Genomic DNA, 22,345 nt, shown 5'->3' with positions numbered 1-22,345 from the left:
CTACAATCCCAACAACTCGCTATGGCTTCCCGTACGCGTAGCAACGAGCACAAGCCCCTCCTCGTCCACACGATAGATGAGCAACCAGTCAGGCTCGATGTGGCACTCGCGGTGACCGCGGTATGTCCCGCCGAGCGAATGGTCGCGCATCGCATCGGGGAGCGCTTCTCCTCGAACAAGCGTCTCGAGAGTCCGCTCGAGCTTTGAGAGATCCTTGCCCTGCCGCTTCACGCGCTTGTAGTCCTTCTTGAACTTGGCAGTGAACCTCAGCTCCAGCATGGCCTACTCCTCGTCGAGCGCCGCCATTGCCTCCTTGACGGTGTGATAGGGGCCGGAGAGGTTCCTGCCAGTCACCGCATCATCCATAGCCGCAAGCGTCTCTTGGCTAAACCCGTACGGATTGGACGGATCAAACGGGAAGCCCCCGCGACGGTTGAACGCAGACACGAACATGCGAATTGCGTTGCTCGGAGAGGTGCCAATCTCATCGCAGATCATGGAGAAGCGGTCCTTCTCGTCCTTGCGAAGCTTCGCAGAGATGGACTCGGTCGCAGCTGCGGTGACCATGACTACTCCTTAATACAACGTCCTACTTTGTCGTACATTGTATACCCAAAAGCTAGACGTCTGAACCACACAGACCATGCGTATCCAAGACGATTTGTCTGCGACTTATTCGCTAGGTTATTGGCGACTATCTCGAATTGGCCTCTACTCGCTACTTGTCCCTGAACGACAGCATCCCGCTGTAGTCCGTGTCGCGCGGGCGTCGGCGGTCGGGATCGCGGAAGAAGTCCGCCGCAAGCCGGCGGATCACGGGCGAGAGCGCGATCAGCGCAATGAGGTTCGGGATCGCCATGAGGCCGTTGAAGCAGTCGGCGAACTCCCAGACCACGTCGAGGTTGGTCACGCAGCCCGCGAACACCATGGCGACGTAGGCGACCTGGTAGACGCGCACCGCCACGCGCTGGGCGCAGCTCTTGCGGAAGAGGTACTCGACGCACTTCTCGCCGTAGTAGTACCACGCGATGAGCGTGGCAAACGCAAAGAGCATGAGGCCCACAGTCACAACGTACTGTCCGCCGGGGATGCTCTGCCCAAAGGCCGCCGAGCTCATGGCTCCCTCGGACATCATAGGGTCGGCGTGCCACAGCCCCGAGGTGAGGATCACGAGGCCCGTGACCGTGCACATGACGATGCTGTCGAAGAACACCTCGAACGTGCCCCACAGGCCCTGGCGGGCGGGGTGGTCGGTGTCGGCGGAAGCGTGCGCGATAGGCGCCGAGCCCATGCCCGCCTCGTGCGTGAACACGCCGCGCGACATGCCAACGCGGCACGCGTACATGACCGTGGCGCCCAAAAAGCCGCCCGTGGCGGCCGTGCCCGTAAAGGCGTCGCGGAAGATCTGGGCGATCGCTGCGGGGATCTCAGCGGCGTTGACCACGAGCACCGCCGCGGCGCCGAGAAGGTAGAACACCGCCGCGAGGGGCACGAGCCTCTCGGTAATCTGCGCGATGCGGGTAATACCGCCGATAAGGACAAGACCCGCGAGCAGCGCCACGACGACGCCGATGACGGGCAGCGGCACCCCAAAGGTCGCGTTCACGCTGCCGGCGAGCGAGTTGGCCTGCACGCTCGCCCCGATGCCGAACGACGCGAGGAAGCCGAAGACGGCGAACAGCGCCGCGAGCCAGCCGACCCCCAGGCCGCGGGAGATGTAGTACATGGGACCGCCCACGATCTCGCCGCGCTCGTTGCGCGTGCGGTATGCCACCGACAGCGTGACCTCACAGAACTTGATGACCATGCCTGCCAGCGCGGAGAGCCACAGCCAGAAGATCGACCCCGGGCCGCCCGTGGCCACCGCAAGCGCCACGCCCACGATGTTGCCGGTGCCGAGCGTGGCCGCGAGCGCGGTGCACACCGCCTGGAAGGGCGAGATGGTGCCCTCCCCCGCCTCCGACGGGTCGGGGCGCTGGAAGAGCGTCTTGGTGGTGTAGCGCATGACCACGTTGAAGCGCGTGAACACGACGCCGCGGGTAATGAAGAGCAGGAACACGCCGGTTCCCAGCATCAGCACGACCATGGGGACGCCCCACAGAACGTTGGTGTTCAGCGCGGCAACGGCGGACATGAAGCTTTCGAACATGAGGCACCTCTCGTCTTGGGGCGCGGGCGGCTCGGACTGTTGAAGTGCCTACTGTACATGGCCCGTGTTTCCGCCCCGTGACGGCAATGCTGATTATCGTGCCTCGACCAACTCATCTACCAGCGACATGTTCTTCTCGGGCGCAGGATTATTCTTGGAAGAATAATCCTGTCTGTGCGCTTGCCGCATGTCTTTTACCGCCATTGGCGGTAAAAATTTGACGGTAAAGTCTACGAGTCTCGACCATCCAGATCTAATAACTGTCCGGTCTCTCGTCTACGCTCTTGATACGAACACCCCAATGAATGGAGCAATCTCCTGTCCCAGCGTGCCCTACCTCAACTACGTGCGCGCCCTTGCGACCAGCCCCATAGCACACGCAGTCGGAAGCCACGGATTGATCACTGGATGCTGAGCCTATCCGGAGCACACCCGACAACAAGCCGCATTCTGCGGTCGTCCGGGCCGAGAATGAGGCCCTTCAGCCGTGACCCATACCTCGTCGACAGCTCGCACACGCGGCGCTCTTGGTCCGGACTCCAGAGCTCATAGGGCAGACGACGCCCATGCTCGTCGATGAACTCGAAGTAACAGCTAACTTGAATCTTCTCGCCCCCGTCGACAAACGCGCGCTCGAATCCGTGGACCACAATGTCCGCCATGCCACCGGGCTCGCCGTCCGCCAGCTCTTGCGCGAACCATGCGTCTCTGTCCTCGTGCATGAAGCCCGTTGCGTTTCCAGGCGCATCAATACGAAACAGGTCGACCTCGCCCACGATCTCCTGCGTCGCCCGATGCTCCATCAGGAACGGAACTCCACGCCTCAGGTAGTCGTCATAGTCGGAGAACGAAGGCGCATACGTGGCGGCTTTCTTCCGTTCCTTGAACTCCGAGGAGAACCAGTCCATGTAGAGCTCGGCAAGCAGTGCCGTGGACAGGGGATACCGATCCGTGTCATAGATCACCGTGTCACATCCGCAGTACGGACACAGGGCGGTATCCTCCCCGTCCTCCTCGGGCATCCAGTCAACAATCTCCCCCGCGAGAAACGTGCTCCCACACCGAAAGCAGCCACACCTGCGGGAGTCATCCTGGAGTTCCGCACGGCCATATGCCGTCAGGCGGTTCAGGGCACCCCTGTCTTCATAACCGAGAAGAGGAATCTCGACCGACCCGGCATCCGGAACAACATTGCGCATCGTCAGCACCACCTTATCGGGTTTCCCGTCTCAACCGAGGCAACGAGCAGCCTCCTGATTCGCTCGGCCGTTCCGTACTTTCCCTCGTAGAGGAACGGGGCTTTCTCAGAGGTGACGAGAAACTCCCGCTCGGTCTTCGGGGCGCCCTCCGGACCGATGGAGTCAAAGGTCACCGTGGTTCTCCCCGTGTCGAGACAGACGATTCGCATGCGCCGGCAGCCATCGGCGCCCTTCTCGCCAAACGGAATCTGCCTGAAGTGCGTGGTCTCCACCGGCTCGTATCCCGCATGCCAGAAGCTGACCTTCCCACCGACCATGCTCACACGGTCGAACGGACCCATCATCCAGGGAAAGGACCCGCCGGAAGTAGAGGTCCAGATCTTCTTGCCGAACTCCTCGTCTCGAAGCACCCACTCGTCGACATCGGTGAGCTTCTCGACGAATCGATCGAGCTCGGCCAGGGTTGCCGCAGCCTTCTCGGCAGGGTATGCGCCCCCGTTCGCATCCGGGAGGAGCGTGCTGAGAAGTGGGAACTCGGCTTCACCGCCAGCTTCCTCCACAAGCTCCTCAAACTCCCCGCACCCACTCCAGTTGCTCACCCGCTCAGAGCAGTACTCTCCGCCCTCGTGCTCGCAGCAGGAATCAGCCCATTTCTCAAACTCTCTCTGGAGATCGCCGTAGCGCGCCAGGAACTGGCGATAGGTGAACCTGGCGCGTGCCGCGTCAAGCTTGCGCGAGGAGAGATACCCCTCCTCGTCTACGTACACGTCATCAAGAGGGATCGGGCCAGGCCTGAGCCTCCCCTCTTCAAAGCACCTACATCGAACCGTCGCATCCAGACCCATCTCTGCCCCCATCCTCGATCCTGCCTTTACCCAAACCTACCCTACCGACCGGACAACAATTGTTGTCCGGTCAACCGAATACGCTTACGGTGCAGTCACCCAGACGAAGGGAGTCAACATGGAGAACAGCACCTTCAACGTCTCGCGCGAGGACATCGAACGTATTGCCGAGCTCAGCGGGATAGACGTCACGTTCCATGAGACAAATCTGGACTATCACGACGAAGCGGAGATCGACAACGCCAACGAGCTGCTCAAGGAGCTGGGAAAGGTTGCCTTCTCGTCCGGGGGAAATAACTTCGCGCGCTTCGTCGCCGAGAACGGCGAGCGCATCCGTAAGCTTGCTCCGTTCAACGACGGCATAGCCGAGCTTCTCGTGCTTGGGTACAAGCTCGGGATCAGCGCCGGAAGCGCCGCTTGCATGAACGACCTCGGGGCACTGTACTACATGGGCGAGTTCGTGGAGCAGGACTACGCCAAGGCGGCGAAGCTCTACGAGATGGCCATGGAGCACGGCTGCTACCAGTCCATCGTCAACCTTGGCTACATCTACGAGTACGGCCGCATCGGCGAGAAGGACCTCGAAAGGGCATATCGCTGCTATGCGCTCGCCGTCGCTCTTGCGCCCTCGTGCGAGGCGGTGTACAAGCTGGGTGACATGTACAGTCGCTGCATCACGGGCCAGAGAGATCTCCCCAAGGCGAAGGCGCTCTGGGAGCGCAGCCTCGAGCTTGCCGACGGAATTGTCGAAACCGCGCAGCCTGCCGTGCGGATAGCCAAGCTCCTCGTACACCCCAGCGCCTGGAAACAGGGTATCGAGAGGGACCCGCTTCGCGCGCTCAGCCTCTATCAGCAGGCAGAGATTGGTCTCAGGATAGACATAACCGTGAACGGGATGACGTACTACCAAAGGCGCCTCGACGAGGCCATCGCGGGGCAGGACGTGGCGCGCGCGATGGTTGAGACAGATGGGGGAGTCTTGTTCTAGGGCACACAGCGAGCCTTGGCTGTGCCTCCCCTCTCTGTGAAGATTTGACGCCCCACTCCATCCGGCGCGCTACCATGGGACGCTGCAACGCGCTGCGGAAGGCATAAGTCCAGTTGCCCTTCCGCGGCGCGACGACGCACCCAAGAGGGCTGGGCAGAGGGGAAAGCCATGCCCAGAACCCGCACCCAGCGCATTGCCTTCTCGATCCTCATGGCCTTTGTCATGGTCTACGGCATAGAGCTCTACAACCGGGCGCTCCTCGCGGGCGGCCTCAGGACCGAGCTCTTCGTCGCGCCGCTCGCCGACATCGTGCCGCTCATGGCCGCCGTCATCGCGCTCGAGTCACTCGTCGGCGGCAGGGTCGCGGCGCACCTGGTCGGGCGGCTGCTCGACGCGGACCGCTGCCCGCAGGTGCTCGTCACCATCCTGCGCGGAGCCTTCACCTGCTGGACCATGTGCCCCATGATGAGCCTGGTCGCGACGCTCGCCTTCAAGCAGCCGCCCGCGGGCGAGCTCGTAGCCACGTGGCTCCAGACCGTCGCACTCAACTTCCCCATGGCGCTGCTCTGGCAGCTCTTCGTGGCGGGGCCCGCCGTGCGCGCGGTGGTGCGGGCAATGGGGTCGGCAGAATCGCTCTTGAGAGCGCGCCGGACGGTAGCGGCGACTCGATAGTGGCCCTCAAGCGCAAAGGGCCCGCCGGGCATGGCAAGCCGGCGGGCCCCAAGCAAGGGGTGATCGTCAGGAGCGGGACGATCAGGGGTATGTCAGGTGGGCGCCCTGCGCGGGGACGCCCGAGTCGCGGGACCTACCCGCGCGCGTAGTACGAGTGCCTGAGCGGGAGCTCGGTCTGCAGCTCGCCGGTGAGCGCGCGGTAAGCGTTCTGCACCGCGGGCGCCGTCGGGATCGTGGCGATCTCGCCGATGCCCTTGCCGCCGTACGCCACGTCCAAAAGCTCGTCCTTCTCGACGTAGATCGCGTGGATGTCCGGGATGTCCGTCGCCCTGAAGAGGCCCAGCGTGCCGAACTTCACCTGCGGCACGCAGTCCTCGAGGTCGAAGCGCTCGGTGAGCGCGTAGCCCATGCCCATGAGCACGCCGCCCTCGATCTGGCCCTGGATGGCGATGGGGTTCACGACCTTGCCCGAGTCGTGCGCGGCGTGGACCTCAGTCACGCGGCCGTCGTCGTCCAGGATCACCACGTGCGTGGCGTAGCCGTAGGCCACGTGACTCTTGGGGTTGGGGACGTCCGCGCCGAGCTTGTCGGTCTTCTCGAGGTACTCGTAGGAGAACTCGCGGCCCTCGAGCGCCCTCAGCGCGGCGGCCGGGTCCTGAGCGTGGTAGCCCGCGCCCGGCCCCACGTAGGGCGTGCCGTCGGCGTACTCGACCACAAAGCCGTCGCCGTGCGCGACCACCGGCTCGGAGCCGGTCTCGGTCCCCTCCTCCACCGCGAGCATGGCGTCGCGCAGCAGAAACGCCGCGCCGCGCACGGCCTCGCCGGTGATGAGCGTCTGGCGCGAGCCGGAGGTGGTGCCGGAGTCGGGCGCGTTCTCGGTGGAGCACTCGCCGTTGGCGATGCACGACAGGGGCAGCCCCGTGGCCTCGGCCACGTCCTGCAGGAAGACCGTGTTGCAGCCCTGGCCGATGTCGGAGGTGGCGGAGTAGACCACCGCGCGGCCGTCCTCCACGCGGATCTTGCAGCGACCGGCGTCGGGCAGGCCCACGCCCACGCCGGAGTTCTTCATGGCGCACGCGATGCCGGCGTGGCCGGGGTGCGCCTCGTAGACGTCGCGCACCGCGAGCAGCGTCTCCTTGAGCGCCGTGGAGCGGTCGGCGATCTGGCCGTTGGGCAGGACCTTGCCCGGCTCGATGGCGTTGCGGTAGCGGATCTCCCACGGCGAGATGCCCACCTCGTCGGCGAGAAGGTCGATGAGGCTCTCGAGCGCAAACTCGCTCTGGCACACGCCGAAGCCGCGGAACGCGCCGGCGGGCGGGTTGTTGGTGTACCAGCCGAAGCCGCGGATGTCGGTGTTCTGGTAGCAGTACGGGCCCACGGAGTGCGTGCAGGCGCGCTCCAGGACCGGGCCGCACAGGCTCGCGTAGGCGCCGGTGTCGAAGTTGATCTCGCAGTCCAGGCCCACGAAGGTGCCGTCCTCGTCGCAGCCGAGCGTGAAGGTGCCCTCCATGTAGTGGCGCTTGGGGTGGAAGTTGATGGACTCCTGGCGCGTGAGGCGCACCTTGACCGGGCGGTCCACGGCGAGCGCGGCGAGCGCGGCCAGGTGCTGCACCGAGACGTCCTCCTTGCCGCCGAAGCCGCCGCCCACCAGCATGGTCTCCACGACCACGCGCTCCGGCGTGGCGTCCCAGCCGAGCATGTGGGCGATCTCCTTGCGGGAGTCGTAGGCGCCCTGGTCCGATGAGCAGACCTTCACGCCGTCCTTGTACGGGAAGGCCACGGCGCACTCCGGCTCGAGGAACGCGTGCTCGGTGAACGGCGTCTTGAAGGTGCGCGTCACCTTGTGCGCGGCGCCCGCGAGCGCGGCGTCCGCGTCGCCGCGGACCACGTGGCGCTGCTGGCAGATGTTGTTCTCGGGCGTGACCCAGTTGCCGAAGGCGAGGTAGGGCTTGTGGAGCACGGGCGCATCCTCTGCGCGGGCCTCCTCGATCGAGCGCACCGGCTCGAGCACCTCGTACTCCACCTTCACGGCCCTCTTGGCCTTCTCGAGCGTGGCGGCGTCCTCGGCCACCACGAGCGCGATCGCGTCGCCCACGCAGTGCGTGACGTCGCCCTCCGCGGTCATGACGTCCCAGTCGTAGAGCAGGTGGCCCACGGCGTTCACCGGCACGTCGGCGGCCGTGAGCACGGCGAGCACGCCCGGCATGGAGCGGGCTTTCTCGGCGTCGATCTTGACCACGCGGGCGCGCGGGTGCTTCGAGCGCACGGCGCTCGCGTAGGCGAGGTCGGGGAAGTCGCGCTCGTCGATGTCGTCGGGGTACTTGCCAAAGCCGAGCACCTTGCGGCGCACGTCCACGCGGAAGGCGCGCTTGCCCACGCCGTAGTCGTCGCCGCGCTCGAGCTCCGGGTCGATGCTCTTCTCGCCCCGCAGGATGGCCGCGGCGAGCAGGATGCCCTCGATGATCTTCTTGTAGCCGGTGCAGCGGCAGACGTTGCCGCGGATGGCCACCTTGACCTGGTCCTCCGTGGGGTCGGGGACGCGGGCGACAAGGGCGGCGCCGGCCATGACCATGCCGGGGATGCAGAAGCCGCACTGCACGGCGCCCACGGCGCCGAACGCGTAGACGAAGGCCTCCTGGACCTCGTGCGACAGCCCCTCCACGGTCACGACGTCGCGGCCGGCGGCCAGGCGCGTGGTGAGGACGCACGCCTTGGTGGCACGGCCGTCCACGAGCACGGTGCACGTGCCGCAGGCGCCCTCGGAGCAGCCGTCCTTGACGGACGTGAGCCTGAGGTCGTCGCGCAGGTAGCGCAGGAGCGGCTTGTCGCATGTGACGACCTGCTCCTCGCCGTTGACGGTGAAGCGGTACTCGGCGTTGGCTGCCATGGTCTCCCCCCCTACTGCGCCGGGGCGTAGATGCCCAGCGTGTCGTGGATGACGCCCTTGCGGCACTTGGTCGCGCACATGCCGCACGCGATGCACAGCGCGTAGTCGATGCGCGCCTGCTTGTCCTCAACGCGCATGGCACCCGCGGGGCATGCGCGCTCGCAGAGACGGCAGCCTATGCAGCCCTCGTCGGCGACCCAGATGCGCCTGGTCTCGTCGTCCATGTCTCTCCCCTCGTTGCTTGACGCGACCCGCGGGCGAGAAGGACCTCGGCCCGCGGGTCGCGCGGAATTACTTGGCCAGCAGGTAGCCGTAGTCGTCGCGGACGGCACGGATGGTGAGGCGCACGTCCTCGGGCAGGCCGCACGCGGCGTCGTCCACGTCGTAGGTGCCCTCGCCGGAGGCGAGGCGCACGCGGAACGTCCCGTCGCCCTGCGGCAGGAAGCCGCGGTTCTCGCTCGCGTCCATGTCCTCGGCGCTCCAGAAGAGCGTGAGCTTGTCCTTGTACGGGCGGCCGCTCCACGGGCAGAACACCGCGCAGTTGCCGCACTCGTTGCACATGCCGTCCACGTGGACGACCTGCTGCTGCGCGAGGCCCGGCACCTTGACCGCCACGTTGGCGCGGTTGGGGCAGACGTCGCAGCAGACCTCGCACACGGTGGCGCAGCCCAGGCAGCGGCTCGTGGTGCAGCCGGCCACGTCCAGGCAGACGTCGCCCTTGCGGGCCATGATGGCGTCGAGCTTGTCGGCGCGCACGTTCTTCTCGGCACCGGCGCTGAAGTCGACGCCGGCGAGGTCGCGGGCAACGGCCTGCGCGTCGGCGATGGCCTCCACGAAGGTGGCCGGCCCGCGGCGGCAGTCTCCGGCGGCCCAGACGTGCGGCACGCCCGTGGACGTCCCGGCCGGGCGGCCGCGGCGGTCGACCTGGACGCCGGCGCGCTCGTACAGGGTGGTCTCGATCTTCTCGCCCACGGCACAGATCACAGCCGTAGCCGGGACCTCGCAGGTCTCGCCGGTCCCCTCCGGGCGGCGACGGCCGGACTCGTCGGGCTCGCCGAGGCGCATGCGCTCGCAGGTGAGCACGCCGTCGGCCGCGCCAATCGGGGCGAGAAGCTCGCAGAGCTCCACGCCCTCTGCCAGGGCCAGCTGCAGCTCCTCCTCGTCGGCCGGCATCTCGCGCACGGTGCGGCGGTAGACGATCCGCACGTTCTTAACGCCGTCGGCGCGCTTGGCCACGCGCGCGGCGTCCATGGCGGTGTTGCCGGCGCCCACGATCACGACGTCGGTGCCGAGCTCGAGCGGATCGCCGGACTTGGCGGCCTCGAGGAACTCGAGGACGTCGATCTCCTCGCCCATCTTGAGGCCCACCTGGCCGGGCGCCCACGCGCCGGTGGCCACCACGACGTCCGTGAAGCCGCGCGCGAGGAGCTCCTCGGCGCTCGTCACCTCGACGCCCATCTCGACCTGCGCGCCAAAGGCGAGGCACAGCGCCACGTCGCGGTCGATGTCCTCGTGGGAGATGCGGAACTCGGGGATGACGTGGCGCGCGATGCCGCCGAGGGCGTCGGTGCGCTCGAAGATCGTCACCTTGGCGCCGGCGCGCGTGAGGAAGAACGCGCACGCCAGGCCGGCGGGGCCGCCGCCGACCACGGCGACGTTCTTGTCGGCCACGCTGGCCAGGCGGCCCGGGCCGGCGGCGCGCAGCCCGCGCACGACCTCGTCGAAGCCCCCTCGCGCGGCGGCGAGCTTGGACTCGCGGATGCGAGCGCCCTCGGGCTCGTAGAAGCTGCGCTCGCATTTGGCGCCGCAGGGGTGCGGGCAGAGGTTGCCGGTGATGTGCGGCAGCGCGTTCTTCTCGACGATGATGCCCAGCGCCTCCGCGAGCTTGCCCTCGTCCACGCGGGAGAGGTAGGCCGGGATGTCCTGGCTGATGGGGCAGCCGCTGCGGCAGGGCGCCGTGAAGCAGCTCATGAGCGGAAGCTCGGCGTCGATCTTGTGCGGCTTGGCCGGCTTGATGGGCTTGCGGTAGTCCGCGCCGGAGGCGGTGCGGGCCGCGAGCTCGGTCACGGCGTCCACGTCCACGTTGTCGACGCGCTCGGCGCCGGCGAGAAGCCCGGCGATCTGGCTGAAGCGCTCGTAGCCGCCCGGCTTGAGGACGTTGGTCGCCATCGTGATGGGCCAGATGCCCGCGGCGTAGAGCTCGCGGATGTTGCGCGCGTCGGCGCCGCCGGAGTAGGAGATGCGCAGGCGGCCGTCGAACTGCGAGGCGATGCGGCGGGCGAGCTCGATCGTGAGCGGGAAGAGCGAGCGCCCGGACATGTACATCTCCTCGCTCGGCAGCTCGCCGCGCGTCACGTCCACCGGGAAGGTGTTGGTGAGCTTGACGCCAAACGCGAGGCCCTTCTCGGCGGTGAGCTCGATCAGACGCTCGAACATCGGAACGGCGTCCGCCCACTGCAGGTCCTCGCGGAAGTGCGTGTCGTCGAAGACGATGTAGTCAAAGCCGAGCTCGTTGAGGCGCTCGCGCGCGAAGTCGTAGCCGAGCAGCGTGGGGTTGCACTTGATGTAGGTGTTCACGCCCTTCTCGGTGATGAGGTAGGTGGCGATGCGCTCGATCTCGTCGGGCGGGCAGCCGTGGAGGGTGGACTCGGTCACCGAGTTGGAGACGCGCGGCGAGACGGAGTTGACGAAGTCGGCGTCGACGTTCTGGAAGCGGTCGAGGTTGGCGAGCGCCCAGTCGCGGCACTCGGCCCAGACGTCGCTGCCGGAGGCGTCCTTCATGCCCTCGATGTAGGCGTCGACCTTGGGGCTCTTGATGCCCTCGAGGCTGTAGCCCACGCTCATGTTGAAGACGAAGCCGTCAGGGTCGCCCAGGCCATACTCGCGCGCGAGGAGCTTGCAGGCCCACCAGCCCTTGACGTACTCGGCAAAGGCCTGCGGCACGGTGAGCTCGGTGGACCACTCGCAGTTGTAGCACTCGTCCTCGGCCACGATGCAGGGCTTGTTCACGCAGGCGGAGAGCTCCTCGCCGTCCATGATCTGGACGGTCTTGAGCTCGAAGAAGCGCGAGCCCGCCACGTAGGAGGCGATGATGTTCTGTGCGAGCTGCGTGTTGGGGCCGGCGGCCGGGCCGAAGGGCGTCTCGATGCGCTCGTCGAAGATGGACTCGGCGCCGCCCTCGTGGACGTAGGCCTTGCGCACCCCGAAGATCGACCCCTGGGTCTCGTGCTCGGTCAGGATCCAGTCCATGACCTGCGCAAACGGCATCGGCCTCATGACGTCGCTCATTACTGCTCCTCTCCGTGACCCAAAGGGGGGCTGCCCCCTTTTCGGTCGTTTTGAATCCGCCGGCGAGACCGCGCGCCGGAGGATGGCTGAATCGGCCCCGCGGAGGCCGAGGAGGGCCGGGCGCCCCTCGCGCCCGGCCCGGACTTCCTAGTACGTGCGCTCGTTGAGCGTGCCCCAGAGCCGCTTTGCCTGCTCGAGGGTCCACGCGTTGATGCGCTCCTCGTCGATGCCCACGAACTCGCGGTCCCGGTAGAGGACCTTGCCGTTCACGATCGTGGTGCGGCAGTTCTTGCCCATCATGCCGAAGAGCATGTGCCCGTCGACGTTCTCGTCGGAGAACGGCGTGAAGACCGGGTAGTCCATCACGATGACGTCGGCCGCGGCGCCGGGGCGCAGCGCGCCGATCTCGCGCCCGAAGTAGGCGCTCGCCATGGCGGGGTTGTTCTTGAAGAGCATGTCCATGTCCTCGACCCAGCCCACGTTGGGCATGGCGGCGTTGTGGCGCTGGATGATGAGGAAGACCTTGAGGCTCTCGAGCATGTCGTGGGTGTAGGCGTCGGTGCCCAGGTGCACCGGGATACCGCGGCGGTAGAACTCGAGCACCGGGGCGCAGCCCACGGCGTTGCCCATGTTGGACTCGGGGTTGTTGACGACGTGCGTGCCCGTCTCCTTGATGATGTCCATCTCGGCGGGCGTGACGTGGATGCAGTGCCCGAGCATCGTGCGCGGGCCGAGAAGGTCGTGCTGCAGCAGACGCTCGATCGGAGAGATTCCCCCGCGGTTCAGGCGGCTGTCCCAGACGTCGTTCATGCCCTCGCAGACGTGGATGTGGAAGCCCGTGAGGCCGTCGTTTGCCTCCGCCATCTTGTCCATCGTCTCGTCGGAGAGCGTGAAGGTGGCGTGGCCGCCGAACATGGCCGCGACCATGCCGGAGTCCTGCGTGGCCGCCCAGCGCGCGAACTCGGCGTTCTCCGCGATTCCCTGGTCGCGCTTCTCGTCCCCGCGGCGGTCGGAGGTCTCGTAGCACAGGCAGGCGCGGATGCCCACCTCCTCGCAGACGTCCTTGATCGCGAAGAGGGAGCCCGGAATCTCGCAGAAGCTCGCGTGGTGGTCGAAGATCGTGGTCACGCCGTCGCGGATGGAGTCGAGCACCGTGGCGTACGCAGAGGCGCGCGTGCCGTCGAGCGTGAGGTTGTCGTCGATCTTCCACCACTGCTGCTCGAGGTTCTCGAGGAAGTTGGTGGGGTTGCAGCCCTTGATGGACAGGCCGCGGGCCAGGCCCGAGTAGATGTGGGTGTGGCAGTTCACGAGGCCCGGCATGATGACGCCGCCGTGGGCGTCCACGTACTCGGCGCCAGCGTACTTCTCGGCGAGCTCGGCCTCCGGGCCCACCTCCACGATCTTCTCGCCGTCGATGGCAACGGCTCCGTGCTCGAGGTAGGGGGTGTCTGCGTCGCGCGTGATGACGCGACCGTTTGCTACGAGCAGCATCTTCTTCTCCTATCTTTGCGGGCGAGAAGGACGGGTGCGTAGGGTGCGGGCCCTGCGCCTACTCCTTGCTGGCGGGCATGACCTTTGCGACGGCCTGCTCCTTGGTGGCCGCCTTGCGGATCTCTTGCGGCGGGTCGACCGGCAGGATGAGGTTCAGGATGATGGCCATGAGCGCGGCCGGGGTGATGGCGTTGGAGCCGATGACGGTGGTCACCCAGGAGGGCATGCCGGGGCCGGCGAGGCAGCCGGTGGCCATCCAGATGCCGAGCCCGAAGACGACGGAGGTGCCCACGATCGTGGTGGTGCGCGGCGTGAGGCCGTCCTTGGTGAACATGCGCACGCCGTTCATGGTGATGGTGCCGAAGACGCCCACCGTGGCGCCGCCGATGACGGGCTGCGGGATGGCCGTGAGCACGGCGGAGAGCTGCGGCAGCAGGCCGGCGGCTGCGAAGACCGCGGCCACGATCACGAAGACCCACTTGTTGACGACCTTGTTGGAGCAGATGATGCCCACGTTCTGGCCGAGCGCCGAGGTGGGCAGGCCGCCGATGAAGGCGGAGACGATCGACGTGGCGCCCTGGGAGACGATGGCGCCGGACAGCTCGCGCTCGGTGGGCATGCGGTCCATGGAGCCGAGGCAGGCGGCCGATACGTCGCCGATGACCTGGATGGCGACCATCGGGTAGACCACGGCGAGCGTGATGCAGACCTCGGGGACGAACTCGATCTGGTACGGCATGATCTTGGGGAACGCGAAGACGCCGGCCGAGCCCACGGCCGAGAAGTCGAGCATGCCGAAGGGCGCGGAGACGACGATGCCCACGATCATGCCGAAGAAGACGCTGCCGAGCTTGAGGGTGCCCTTAGCGAAGTTGTTGAGGCCAAAGACCACGGCGAAGGTGACGAGCGCCACGATCCACGCCTGCGGGGTGCCCCAGAGGTCGGTGCCCTCGCCGCCGGCCATGTACTTGATGGCCGTGGGGTAGAGCGAGACGCCGATCGTGAAGATCACCGTGCCCGTGACCACCGGGGGGAACAGCCCCTTGAGCTTGCTGTAGAACAGGCCGAAGAGGATGGCCGCGACGCCGCCCACGATCTCGCCGCCGAGCAGCGAGCCGAAGGAGAACGTGGCGCCCATGGCCTGGAGCGCGGGCAGGAAGGCAAACGAGACGCCCATGACGATCGGCAGGTTGCCGCCGATGCGACGGAACGGCGCGAAGGCCTGCAGGCCCGTGTCGAGCGCCGAGAGGATGAGCGCCACCTGGATGATGTCGGTGCGCTGCTCCGTGGTGAAGTTGAACGTGGCGGCGATGAGGATCGCCGGGGTGATGATGCCGGCGAACGACGCCAGGACGTGCTGGAGCGCGCAGGGCAGCATCTCCGCGACGGGAGGCATCCCGTCACGCTGGAACAGGAACGCGGACGCGCCCTTGGCATCCGCGGCTTGCGTCTTTGCCATGATCGTCCTCTCCACGAGTCTGCGACTATGTTTCGATAGTATTGCGCGGGGCTGGCTAACAATTTGTCTGCTTTCAAGAAAATCTGTTAGACGGTAGGTTGCGGGGCGTGAACGGTTGACGGGAGCGCCGTTTACGGTAAGAATTTCGTTGAACTCGGGACGATATAACGCCACGTCAGCACGCGTTTTTCTCGCCCGCCGAAAGATGCCGACCGGTTTGGGTGCCTTACAAAAAGTAAGTTTGGCACGCGAACCGGGTATACGATTGCTAACGCTCGCCCCCGAAAGGGCAGGGAGGTGCCCCATGACCGAGAACCAGCTCGACTTCTACAAGCGGCTCGCCCACGCGCTCGCGCTCCAGTTTGGCAGCGGGTGCGAGGTCGTGGTGCACGACCTGGAGACGGCCGACCCCAACCACTCGATCGTGGCCATCGAGAACGGGCACGTCACGGGCAGGCGCCTGGGCGACGGCCCGAGCCACGTGGTGCTCGAGGCGCTGCACGCCGGCGACCACAAGCTCGAGGACCGCCTCTCCTACCTCACCAAGACGGCGGACGGCAAGGTGCTCAAGTCCTCGACCGTCTTCATCCGCGACGAGAGCGGGCACGCGGTCGGCATCTTCGCGCTCAACTTTGACATCACGGTCCTGCGCGCGGCGGGCGAGGTCATAGGCGAGCTGGTGGGCACCGAGCCGAGCGCCCCACGCGAGCCCGAGCCGATCGTGCGCAACGTGGCCGACCTGCTGGACGACCTCATCGAGCAGAGCGTGGAGCTCGTGGGGACGCCCGTGGCGCTCATGACCAAGGAGGAGAAGGTCCGCGCGATCCGCTACCTCAACGACACGGGCGCCTTCCTCATCACCAAGAGCGGCCCCAAGGTCTGCAAGTACTTCGGCATCTCCAAGTACACGCTCTACAGCTACCTCGACGAGGCCAAGAACGGCCCGAAGGAGTAGCGCGGGCGCGCCGGTGCGGGAACGGGACCGGACCCTCCGCTGTCACAAACCCCGCGCGCGGGCCTGGGCCAGCGCTGTCACAACCCCCCCCGGGTGCGGGCCTGGGCCAGTGCTGTCACAAACCTCCCGCGATTGGGCGGCATGTTTGATGCAGCTGCGCCCGCGCACGCTATTCCCGCGCACCAGCAAGGCTGTGAGCTGCGCAAACGCCCGCGAGGTTCTTCTCGCCGGCGCCTCACGCGCCCGAAGCGGCGCCCTCACATCAAAGATGCCACCCAACGACAGCGGGTTTTGGGCAGAGAGGGCCTTGCCGGGAACGCGCGGGCCGTCACGGCGCCGCAAACGAGCGGGTAATCATAAAGGATTCTAACCATACGAGCCGAGCCGAGGCGGCGGCGCCCCGGCGAGAAGGACCCGCTCGCCGAGCCCGCTAGTTGACGCCGCGGAAGCCCCGGCCCACGATCTCGGAGCTGCTGGTGATGGTGATGAACGCGCCCGGGTCTTGCGCGCGGACGAAGAGCCGCAGCCGCATGGCCTCGCGGCGCGAGAGCACGCTCGTGAGGATGACCACGCGCTTGCCGGAGTAGGCGCCCCAGCCAAACTGGATCGTGGCCGTGCGCCCGAGCTTCTTGACGATGAACTCCTCCACGTCGCGCGGGTGGCTGCAGATGACCTGGCAGACCTTGCGCTGGCGGATGGACTCAATGAAGCCGTCGACCACGAAGGTCTTGCCGATGAGGGCGAGCACGCAGTAGAGGCCCACGCGCGCGCCGAAGAGCCCTATCGCCGCCACGACCACGGCCACGTCCACGGCGAAGAGCGCCTTGCCGATCTCTATGTCGGTGTGCTTGCGCAAGATCATGGCGAGGATGTCCGTGCCGCCCGTCGACGCGCCGATGTCAAAGACGATCGCCGAGCCCACGGCCGGCAGCAGCACCGCAAAGCAGACATCGAGCCACAGGTCCCCGGTGATCGAGGACGTTACCGGGAAGAGCCACTCGAAAAGCGACGTGTACCCCGAGAGCGCAAACGACGCGAAGGCGCTCCACAGCACCGCCTTGCGGTCGAGAAACACCAGGCCGAGCAGCACCAGCACCACGTTCAGGATCCACATGTACGCGGAGACCGGAAGCGCCGGCACCGCGGCGTTGAGCAGGATCGCGAAGCCCGTGGTGCCGCCGAAGGCCAGGTGGTTGGGGGTCTTGAAGAGCACGAGCGCCACGGCCGTGAGGACGAGCCCGGCGTTGAGCAGCGCGAAGAAGGTGGGGAAGCTGTAGGCCATGCGCTTCTTGGAGAGCCGCTCCCCGCGCCTGGCCTCGTCCTCGCTCACGACCTCAGAGACCGGCTCGACCGCCGCCTCCAGCTGCTCGTCCACCGCGCGCTCCCCTCTCGACGCCGCACTGCCTCGGGCAGTCTAGCAGGTTTGCGCGCCCGCACCGGCGAGAAGTGCGCGGCGGGCGAGAAGGACGTGCGGCCGGGGCCCCGCAGGGCCCCGCGGGGAGCTAGCCCTCCAGCCGCTCCGCGAGCATCCTGTTGAACGCCTTGGGGTTGCCGGAGCCCCTGGCGGCCTTCATGCACTGGCCCACGAGGAAGCCGAGCACCTTCTTGTTACCGTCGCGGTACTGCTGGACTTGGTCGGTGCAGCGGCCCAGCACCTCATCCACGATCGCGGCCAGCGCGTCCGTGTCCGTGGACTGGCGCATGCCGTGGGCGTCCACGTAGGCCACCGGGTCCTCGCCGCTGCCGCACACCGCGTCAAGCACCTCGCGCGCCTGCGCGAACGTCACCGCCTCCTCGGCGAGAAGCCCGGAGATGCCGCGGACCTGCTCGACCGTAAGGCCCGAGTAGCTGGGCACGAGGTTCACCATGACGTTGGCCAGCGTGCCCACGACCTTCTCGCCCACGCCCGCGAGCGCCTCCTCGAAGAAGGCCGCGACCGCCGGGTCACCGGCGAGCTGGGCCGCGTCCTTGCGCTTGAGGCCGTAGTCGGCCACGTAGCGGTCGCGCTTGGCGTCCGGCAGCTCGGGGATGCGCGCGCGGCAGCGCTCGACGAACTCGTCGGTGAGGTCGAACGGCGCGAGGTCGGGGTCCGGGAAGAGGCGGTAGTCGTCCGCCGTCTCCTTGACGCGCATGACCACGGTGCGCCGGCGGCTCGGCTCCCAGTGGCGCGTCTCCTGGTAGACGATCCCGCCCTCCTCGAGCACCTCCGCCTGGCGGCAGATCTCGTACTCGAGGGCGTCGTGGAGGCTCTTGAAGGAGTTGATGTTCTTCATCTCGGTCTTGGTGCCGAGCTCGGTGGTGCCGCGGCGGCGCAGGCTGACGTTGCCGTCGCAGCGCATGGAGCCGTTCTCGAGCGAGCAGTCGGAGATGCCGAGCGTGAGGAAGGTCTGGCGCAGCTTCTCCATGAACAGGCGCGCCTCCTCGGGCGTGCGCAGGTCGGGCTCGGTGACGAGCTCGATGAGCGGCGTGCCGCAGCGGTTGTAGTCGATGAGCGACTCCGCGGCGCCGCCGATGCGGCCCTCCTCGCCGCCCACGTGCACCATCTTGGCCGCGTCCTCCTCCATGTGGATGCGCAGGATGCGGACGGGGGCCACGTAGGAGCCGTCGGCGTCCTTCTCGACGCCCGTGCCGTCGGGCCGCTCGCGCGCGCCCTCGCCGGAGACCTCGAGGTCGAGCCGGCCATGCATGCAGAATGCGACCGGGCCCTGGGTGGTCTGGAAGTTCTTGGCCATGTCCGGGTAGAAGTAGTGCTTGCGGTAGAACATCGAGTGGCGCTGGATCTGGCAGCCCGTGGCCAGGCCCGCCATGACGATCGACTCGATGGCCTTCTCGTTGGGCACGGGGAGCGCGCCCGGCATGCCCAGGCAGACGGGGCAGACGTTGGTGTTGGGCTCGTCGTCGTGGGACAGGCGGCAGTTGCAGAACATCTTGGTCTCGAGCGTGGTGAGCTCGGTGTGGACCTCGAGGCCGATCACGGCCTCCCAGTCGCGCAGGACCTCGGCGAGCTTCTTCATGCGAGCTCACCCCCCCTCCCGGCAAAGGCGGGCGCCACGCAGGCGCCCCCGACCGCCCGCTCGATGGCGCGCGCAAACGTGAGCAGGGAGCGGTCCCTGAACGCAGGCCCCTGGAGCTGCGCGGAGACGGGAAGGCCCGAGGCCGCGCCCAGGCCCATCGGCACCGAGACGCCGCCGTTGCCCGCGATGTTGTTGGAGATCGTGAACATGTCCGAGGCGTACATCTCGGTGGGGTCGCTCATCTCGCCAAGGCGGAAGGCCGTGCGCGGGCTGGCCGGCATGAGGATGACGTCGCACTTCTCGTAGGCGCGCGCGTAGTCGGCCGTGATGAGGGTGCGGACCTGCTGCGCCGGGTAGTAGTACTTCTCGTAGACGCCGGAGGAGAGCAGGTAGGCACCGAGCATCTGGCGGCGCTTGGCCTCCTCGCCAAAGCCGTGCGCGCGGCTCTTCGAGGTCTGCTCGGCGAGCGTGGGACACCCCGGCTCCTGGTAGCCGTAGCGCACCCCGTCGAAGCGGGCCAGGTTGGAGAAGGCCTCGCACGGGGCGATGACGTAGTACGCGGCGATGGCGGAGGCGATGTTGGGAAGCTCCACCTCGACGATGCGTGCCCCCTGCTCCTCAAGGGACCGCGCGGCGAGAAGAACCGCGTCGCGCTCCTCCTGCGCGAGGCCGGCGGCCTCCATGAGCTCCGGGACCACGCCGACGCTGCGACCCTCCACGGGATCCTCGAGGTGCTCCAGGAAGTCGACCGGGCAGTCCTGGGAGGTGGAGTCCCACGGGTCACGGCCGCCGGCAACGAGCGCGTTCATGGCAAGCGCCACGTCGGCCACGCTGCGGCCGAAGGGGCCGACCTGGTCGAGCGAGCTGCCGAAGGCCACCACGCCGTAGCGGCTGACGGCGCCGTAGGTGGGCTTCATGCCCACCACGCCGCACAGCGACGCCGGCTGGCGGATGGAGCCACCCGTGTCGGAGCCCAGCGAGATCGTGACCTCGCCGGCCGCAACCGCCGCCGCGGAGCCGCCCGAGGAGCCGCCCGGCACGCGCTCGGTGTCCCAGGGGTTGTACGTGGGGTGGAAGGCGGAGGACTCGGTCGAGCTGCCGAAGGCGAACTCGTCCATGTTGGTCTTGCCCACCGGCGTGGCCCCGGCGTCTATGAGGCGCTGGACGCAGGTCGCGGTGTAGGGGCTCTCGTAGTTGGCGAGCATGCGCGAGGCGCAGGTGGTGCGCGTGCCCACGAGGTTCATGTTGTCCTTGAAGGCCGCGGGCACGCCGGCGAGCGGCCCGAGCTTCTCGCCGGCGGCGCGACGCGCGTCGGTCGCGGCGGCCGCCTCGAGCGCGAGCTCGGGCGTGACCTGCAGGAAGGCCTGGACCTCGCCGTCGCGGGACTCGACGGCGTCGAGCGCGGCGCGCGCGACCTCGACGGCGGTGAAGTCGCCGGACGCGACGCCTGCGGCGATCTGGGCGGCAGAGAGCTGGTCGAAGCTAGTGGCGGCGGCCATCAGCGGTCACCCCCCGCCTCGCCGAGGATGGACGGCACGCGGAAGCTGCGCTCGCGGCTGGTGCCGGCGTTGGACAGCGCCACGTCCACGGGGAGGTGGCGCACCTCGTCGTCGGGCACGTCCTGCGACATGACGTTGGACAGGTCCCCGATGGGGTGGAACGTGGGCTCGACCCCCTCGAGGTCGTACTGGCGGATGGGCTCGAGCAGCGCCACGGCCTCGTTCATGTACGCGGTCATCTCGTCGAGCTCCGCGTCCGTGAGGGCGATCCGCGCGTAGTCGGCGATGCTGCCGACGTCTTCTCTGGTAAGCGGCATGGGTCCTCCTGTCGTTTGCTGGGGACATTCTACGACAGGGGCCGGACGCGGGCGCGACGTGGAGACGCGGCCGCAACAAAGCGGGTGGCGGGCACGCGGGCGCCCCCTCCGAGCCAAACGCACGCTCTGGCGAGAAGAACCGTGCGTTTGGCTCGGAGCTCGCCGTGGACGCCGGGCCGGTCGGACGCGTCCGCACGGCGGCACCGGCCTTGAGGGGCGCACGGCAATCTGAAAGACTGGGAGGAACGGGCGAGAAGAGCGCCCGGCCAGCGGGGAGGAGTCGACATGAGAGACGCGCACGCGGTACCCCTTGCCCTGGCGGCCGTCCTCGCGGGCGCGCTCGCCCTCGCGCTCGCGGCCTGCGGGGTCCCGCTCGACACCCCGGCGCCCGGGCGCGACGAGGTGCTCGCCGAGGTCGCCGCGGCCTGCCCGAACGAGGGCTACGAGCTCGTCGACGTCACCGAGGAGAGTGCGCTGCCCCAGCGCGTCGTCTACACGTTCGAGTCCACCGAGCGCGACCTCGCCTTCACCGCCGTGAGCGAGATCGTGAACCCCGATCCGGACCCGAAGTTTCCCACCGGGCCGTACCCGAACGTGAGCTGCGACTACGACGACGTCGTGCGCGGCCTCTACTACGACGACGCCGTGGACGTGCTCACGGACGCCGTCCTCGAGTCGCCGGGCGAGGGCCCGCTCTTCTCGGCAAGCGGGCCGTGCGTCTACGTCAGGACCTACGACCAGATCGTCACCGCGATGGAGATGCTCGCCGCGGCCGACGAAGTCTACGAGGACGAGCTCGCCTACAACGACGCCAGCTGGATTCGCGAGCACGCCTCGACGGGCGTCCGCGTGAGGTGGTACGACGGGCGCCTCTCCGCCGAGGACGGGTGGCCCGAGGACTGGCGCAACCTCGGCACCGTTGCGCTGTTTGGCGAGCTCGACGCCGATGCGGCCACCGAGGAGCTCTCGCGGTCCTACGCCCAGCTCATCGCCGACGGCGTCGCCCCCGATGACCCCGGCCTGCCCGAGGGCCTCCGCGACTCCACCCACCGCTCGGGCATCGGCCGCCTCGTCGTGCGCGGCTCCGAGGTCCCCCTCGGCCTCGACGACGTCGACGGCCTCGATGACGCGGAGAACCCCTTCCAGCGAGACCTCATCGCGCACGGCGAGGACGGCGTCGCGCGCTGGGACGAGGGGCGCGGGACCTACGTCATGCGCGTCGACGTGGGCGACCCCAGGTACTCGACGAGCGACGAGGAGCCGGTCGCCGCGCACTCGTGGCTCGTCGAGCAGGTGGCGCTTCTCGCGGGCGGGTCGTACGAGCAGGACGGCAGCTCGTTCTCGTGGCGCTGCGGGGGCGCGTCCGGCACCGTCACGCTCCGGACCGACCCCTCGGGCGTCACGGACGCGCTGCTCACGCTCGACGGGCAGACCATGCTCCTGCGGCAGGACGACCTCGCCGGGGGCGCCGCGCGCTACGCGCTCGTCGACGTCGACGCCTTCGCGCGCCTCTTCGGCCTCGACGCGACGGTGGACGAGAAGAACGGCGTCATTGCGCTGTCCTAGGGAAGGCGCCCGGCGG

Annotated in this window: 18 protein-coding genes; 4 read left to right on the top strand and 14 right to left on the bottom strand. The window is 67.7% G+C overall.

What is annotated here, in order from left to right; translation table 11 throughout:
• The 5 genes from B5F23_RS05375 to B5F23_RS09950 form a co-directional block, all read right to left on the bottom strand.
• Positions 1–279, bottom strand: a complete 279-nt coding sequence (locus tag B5F23_RS05375; protein WP_087352524.1) for a type II toxin-antitoxin system YafQ family toxin — start codon at positions 277–279, stop codon at positions 1–3.
• A gap of 3 nt (positions 280–282) precedes the next feature.
• Entirely contained in the window at positions 283–567 is a 285-nt protein-coding gene (locus B5F23_RS05370) for a type II toxin-antitoxin system RelB/DinJ family antitoxin (protein ID WP_087352522.1), read from the bottom strand.
• A gap of 151 nt (positions 568–718) precedes the next feature.
• Positions 719–2,149: an alanine/glycine:cation symporter family protein gene (locus B5F23_RS05365; protein ID WP_206392282.1), complete on the bottom strand. Its 1,431-nt coding sequence runs from the start codon at positions 2,147–2,149 to the stop codon at positions 719–721.
• A gap of 401 nt (positions 2,150–2,550) precedes the next feature.
• Positions 2,551–3,348: a hypothetical protein gene (locus tag B5F23_RS05360; RefSeq protein WP_087352520.1), complete on the bottom strand. Its 798-nt coding sequence runs from the start codon at positions 3,346–3,348 to the stop codon at positions 2,551–2,553.
• Between the two features lie 2 nt (positions 3,349–3,350).
• Positions 3,351–4,205, bottom strand: coding sequence for a hypothetical protein (locus tag B5F23_RS09950; RefSeq protein ID WP_241145805.1), 855 nt, complete (start codon positions 4,203–4,205; stop codon positions 3,351–3,353).
• 106 nt (positions 4,206–4,311) lie between these two features.
• Here B5F23_RS09950 and B5F23_RS05345 point away from each other — a divergent pair, with 106 nt between their 5' ends.
• Both B5F23_RS05345 and B5F23_RS05340 read left to right on the top strand, forming a co-directional pair.
• Positions 4,312–5,181: a tetratricopeptide repeat protein gene (locus B5F23_RS05345; RefSeq protein ID WP_087352519.1), complete on the top strand. Its 870-nt coding sequence runs from the start codon at positions 4,312–4,314 to the stop codon at positions 5,179–5,181.
• Between the two features lie 168 nt (positions 5,182–5,349).
• Complete coding sequence (locus tag B5F23_RS05340; protein WP_087352517.1) at positions 5,350–5,853, top strand: hypothetical protein; 504 nt, start codon at positions 5,350–5,352, stop codon at positions 5,851–5,853.
• 133 nt (positions 5,854–5,986) lie between these two features.
• On the opposite strand, the gene xdh is transcribed toward B5F23_RS05340, so the two are convergent.
• The 5 genes from xdh to B5F23_RS05315 all read right to left on the bottom strand — a co-directional run bounded on the left by xdh (position 5,987) and on the right by B5F23_RS05315 (position 14,978).
• Positions 5,987–8,740 (bottom strand): selenium-dependent xanthine dehydrogenase, encoded by a 2,754-nt coding sequence (gene xdh / locus B5F23_RS05335; protein ID WP_087352515.1) that lies wholly within the window; start codon positions 8,738–8,740, stop codon positions 5,987–5,989.
• 11 nt (positions 8,741–8,751) lie between these two features.
• Positions 8,752–8,964 (bottom strand): 4Fe-4S binding protein, encoded by a 213-nt coding sequence (locus B5F23_RS05330; RefSeq protein WP_087352513.1) that lies wholly within the window; start codon positions 8,962–8,964, stop codon positions 8,752–8,754.
• A 67-nt stretch (positions 8,965–9,031) separates the two neighbouring features.
• On the bottom strand, positions 9,032–12,028 hold the full coding sequence (gene ygfK / locus B5F23_RS05325; protein ID WP_087352505.1) for a putative selenate reductase subunit YgfK: 2,997 nt from the start codon (positions 12,026–12,028) through the stop codon (positions 9,032–9,034).
• 147 nt (positions 12,029–12,175) lie between these two features.
• The gene (gene ssnA, locus B5F23_RS05320; RefSeq protein ID WP_087352503.1) at positions 12,176–13,519 is read right to left on the bottom strand and encodes a putative aminohydrolase SsnA; all 1,344 of its coding nucleotides are present in this window, start codon (positions 13,517–13,519) and stop codon (positions 12,176–12,178) included.
• 58 nt (positions 13,520–13,577) lie between these two features.
• Positions 13,578–14,978: a uracil-xanthine permease family protein gene (locus B5F23_RS05315; protein ID WP_087352501.1), complete on the bottom strand. Its 1,401-nt coding sequence runs from the start codon at positions 14,976–14,978 to the stop codon at positions 13,578–13,580.
• Positions 14,979–15,282: 304 nt separating this feature from the next.
• Here B5F23_RS05315 and B5F23_RS05310 point away from each other — a divergent pair, with 304 nt between their 5' ends.
• Positions 15,283–15,933 carry a helix-turn-helix transcriptional regulator gene (locus B5F23_RS05310; protein ID WP_087352499.1) on the top strand — a complete coding sequence of 217 codons (651 nt, stop codon included), beginning with the start codon at positions 15,283–15,285 and terminating at the stop codon, positions 15,931–15,933.
• Between the two features lie 430 nt (positions 15,934–16,363).
• On the opposite strand, the gene B5F23_RS05305 is transcribed toward B5F23_RS05310, so the two are convergent.
• From B5F23_RS05305 to gatC, 4 genes are all read right to left on the bottom strand, one after another.
• Entirely contained in the window at positions 16,364–17,308 is a 945-nt protein-coding gene (locus tag B5F23_RS05305; RefSeq protein ID WP_241145804.1) for a YitT family protein, read from the bottom strand.
• Between the two features lie 127 nt (positions 17,309–17,435).
• Positions 17,436–18,947 carry an Asp-tRNA(Asn)/Glu-tRNA(Gln) amidotransferase subunit GatB gene (gene gatB, locus B5F23_RS05300; protein WP_087352497.1) on the bottom strand — a complete coding sequence of 504 codons (1,512 nt, stop codon included), beginning with the start codon at positions 18,945–18,947 and terminating at the stop codon, positions 17,436–17,438.
• Positions 18,944–20,446, bottom strand: coding sequence for an Asp-tRNA(Asn)/Glu-tRNA(Gln) amidotransferase subunit GatA (gene gatA, locus B5F23_RS05295; protein ID WP_087352495.1), 1,503 nt, complete (start codon positions 20,444–20,446; stop codon positions 18,944–18,946). The genes gatB and gatA overlap by 4 nt, the downstream gene beginning before the upstream one ends.
• Positions 20,446–20,763 carry an Asp-tRNA(Asn)/Glu-tRNA(Gln) amidotransferase subunit GatC gene (gene gatC, locus B5F23_RS05290; RefSeq protein WP_087352493.1) on the bottom strand — a complete coding sequence of 106 codons (318 nt, stop codon included), beginning with the start codon at positions 20,761–20,763 and terminating at the stop codon, positions 20,446–20,448. The genes gatA and gatC overlap by 1 nt, the downstream gene beginning before the upstream one ends.
• 285 nt (positions 20,764–21,048) lie before the next feature.
• Between gatC and B5F23_RS05285 the strand changes: the two genes are divergently transcribed.
• Positions 21,049–22,329, top strand: coding sequence for a hypothetical protein (locus B5F23_RS05285; RefSeq protein WP_087352491.1), 1,281 nt, complete (start codon positions 21,049–21,051; stop codon positions 22,327–22,329).
• Positions 22,330–22,345 lie beyond the last annotated feature (16 nt).

The organism is Olsenella sp. An188, assembly GCF_002160255.1.
Classification (GTDB): domain Bacteria; phylum Actinomycetota; class Coriobacteriia; order Coriobacteriales; family Atopobiaceae; genus Thermophilibacter; species Thermophilibacter avistercoris.
This window is presented reverse-complemented; position numbering and strand designations above follow the sequence as displayed.

Coding starts and splice junctions, on each gene's coding strand:
- B5F23_RS05375 (WP_087352524.1), bottom strand. CDS start 279: ATGCTGGAGCTGAGGTTCACTGCCAAGTTCAAGAAGGACTACAAGCGC.
- B5F23_RS05370 (WP_087352522.1), bottom strand. CDS start 567: ATGGTCACCGCAGCTGCGACCGAGTCCATCTCTGCGAAGCTTCGCAAG.
- B5F23_RS05365 (WP_206392282.1), bottom strand. CDS start 2,149: ATGTTCGAAAGCTTCATGTCCGCCGTTGCCGCGCTGAACACCAACGTT.
- B5F23_RS05360 (WP_087352520.1), bottom strand. CDS start 3,348: ATGCGCAATGTTGTTCCGGATGCCGGGTCGGTCGAGATTCCTCTTCTC.
- B5F23_RS09950 (WP_241145805.1), bottom strand. CDS start 4,205: ATGGGGGCAGAGATGGGTCTGGATGCGACGGTTCGATGTAGGTGCTTT.
- B5F23_RS05345 (WP_087352519.1), top strand. CDS start 4,312: ATGGAGAACAGCACCTTCAACGTCTCGCGCGAGGACATCGAACGTATT.
- B5F23_RS05340 (WP_087352517.1), top strand. CDS start 5,350: ATGCCCAGAACCCGCACCCAGCGCATTGCCTTCTCGATCCTCATGGCC.
- xdh (WP_087352515.1), bottom strand. CDS start 8,740: ATGGCAGCCAACGCCGAGTACCGCTTCACCGTCAACGGCGAGGAGCAG.
- B5F23_RS05330 (WP_087352513.1), bottom strand. CDS start 8,964: ATGGACGACGAGACCAGGCGCATCTGGGTCGCCGACGAGGGCTGCATA.
- ygfK (WP_087352505.1), bottom strand. CDS start 12,028: ATGAGCGACGTCATGAGGCCGATGCCGTTTGCGCAGGTCATGGACTGG.
- ssnA (WP_087352503.1), bottom strand. CDS start 13,519: ATGCTGCTCGTAGCAAACGGTCGCGTCATCACGCGCGACGCAGACACC.
- B5F23_RS05315 (WP_087352501.1), bottom strand. CDS start 14,978: ATGGCAAAGACGCAAGCCGCGGATGCCAAGGGCGCGTCCGCGTTCCTG.
- B5F23_RS05310 (WP_087352499.1), top strand. CDS start 15,283: ATGACCGAGAACCAGCTCGACTTCTACAAGCGGCTCGCCCACGCGCTC.
- gatB (WP_087352497.1), bottom strand. CDS start 18,947: ATGAAGAAGCTCGCCGAGGTCCTGCGCGACTGGGAGGCCGTGATCGGC.
- gatA (WP_087352495.1), bottom strand. CDS start 20,446: ATGGCCGCCGCCACTAGCTTCGACCAGCTCTCTGCCGCCCAGATCGCC.
- gatC (WP_087352493.1), bottom strand. CDS start 20,763: ATGCCGCTTACCAGAGAAGACGTCGGCAGCATCGCCGACTACGCGCGG.
- B5F23_RS05285 (WP_087352491.1), top strand. CDS start 21,049: ATGAGAGACGCGCACGCGGTACCCCTTGCCCTGGCGGCCGTCCTCGCG.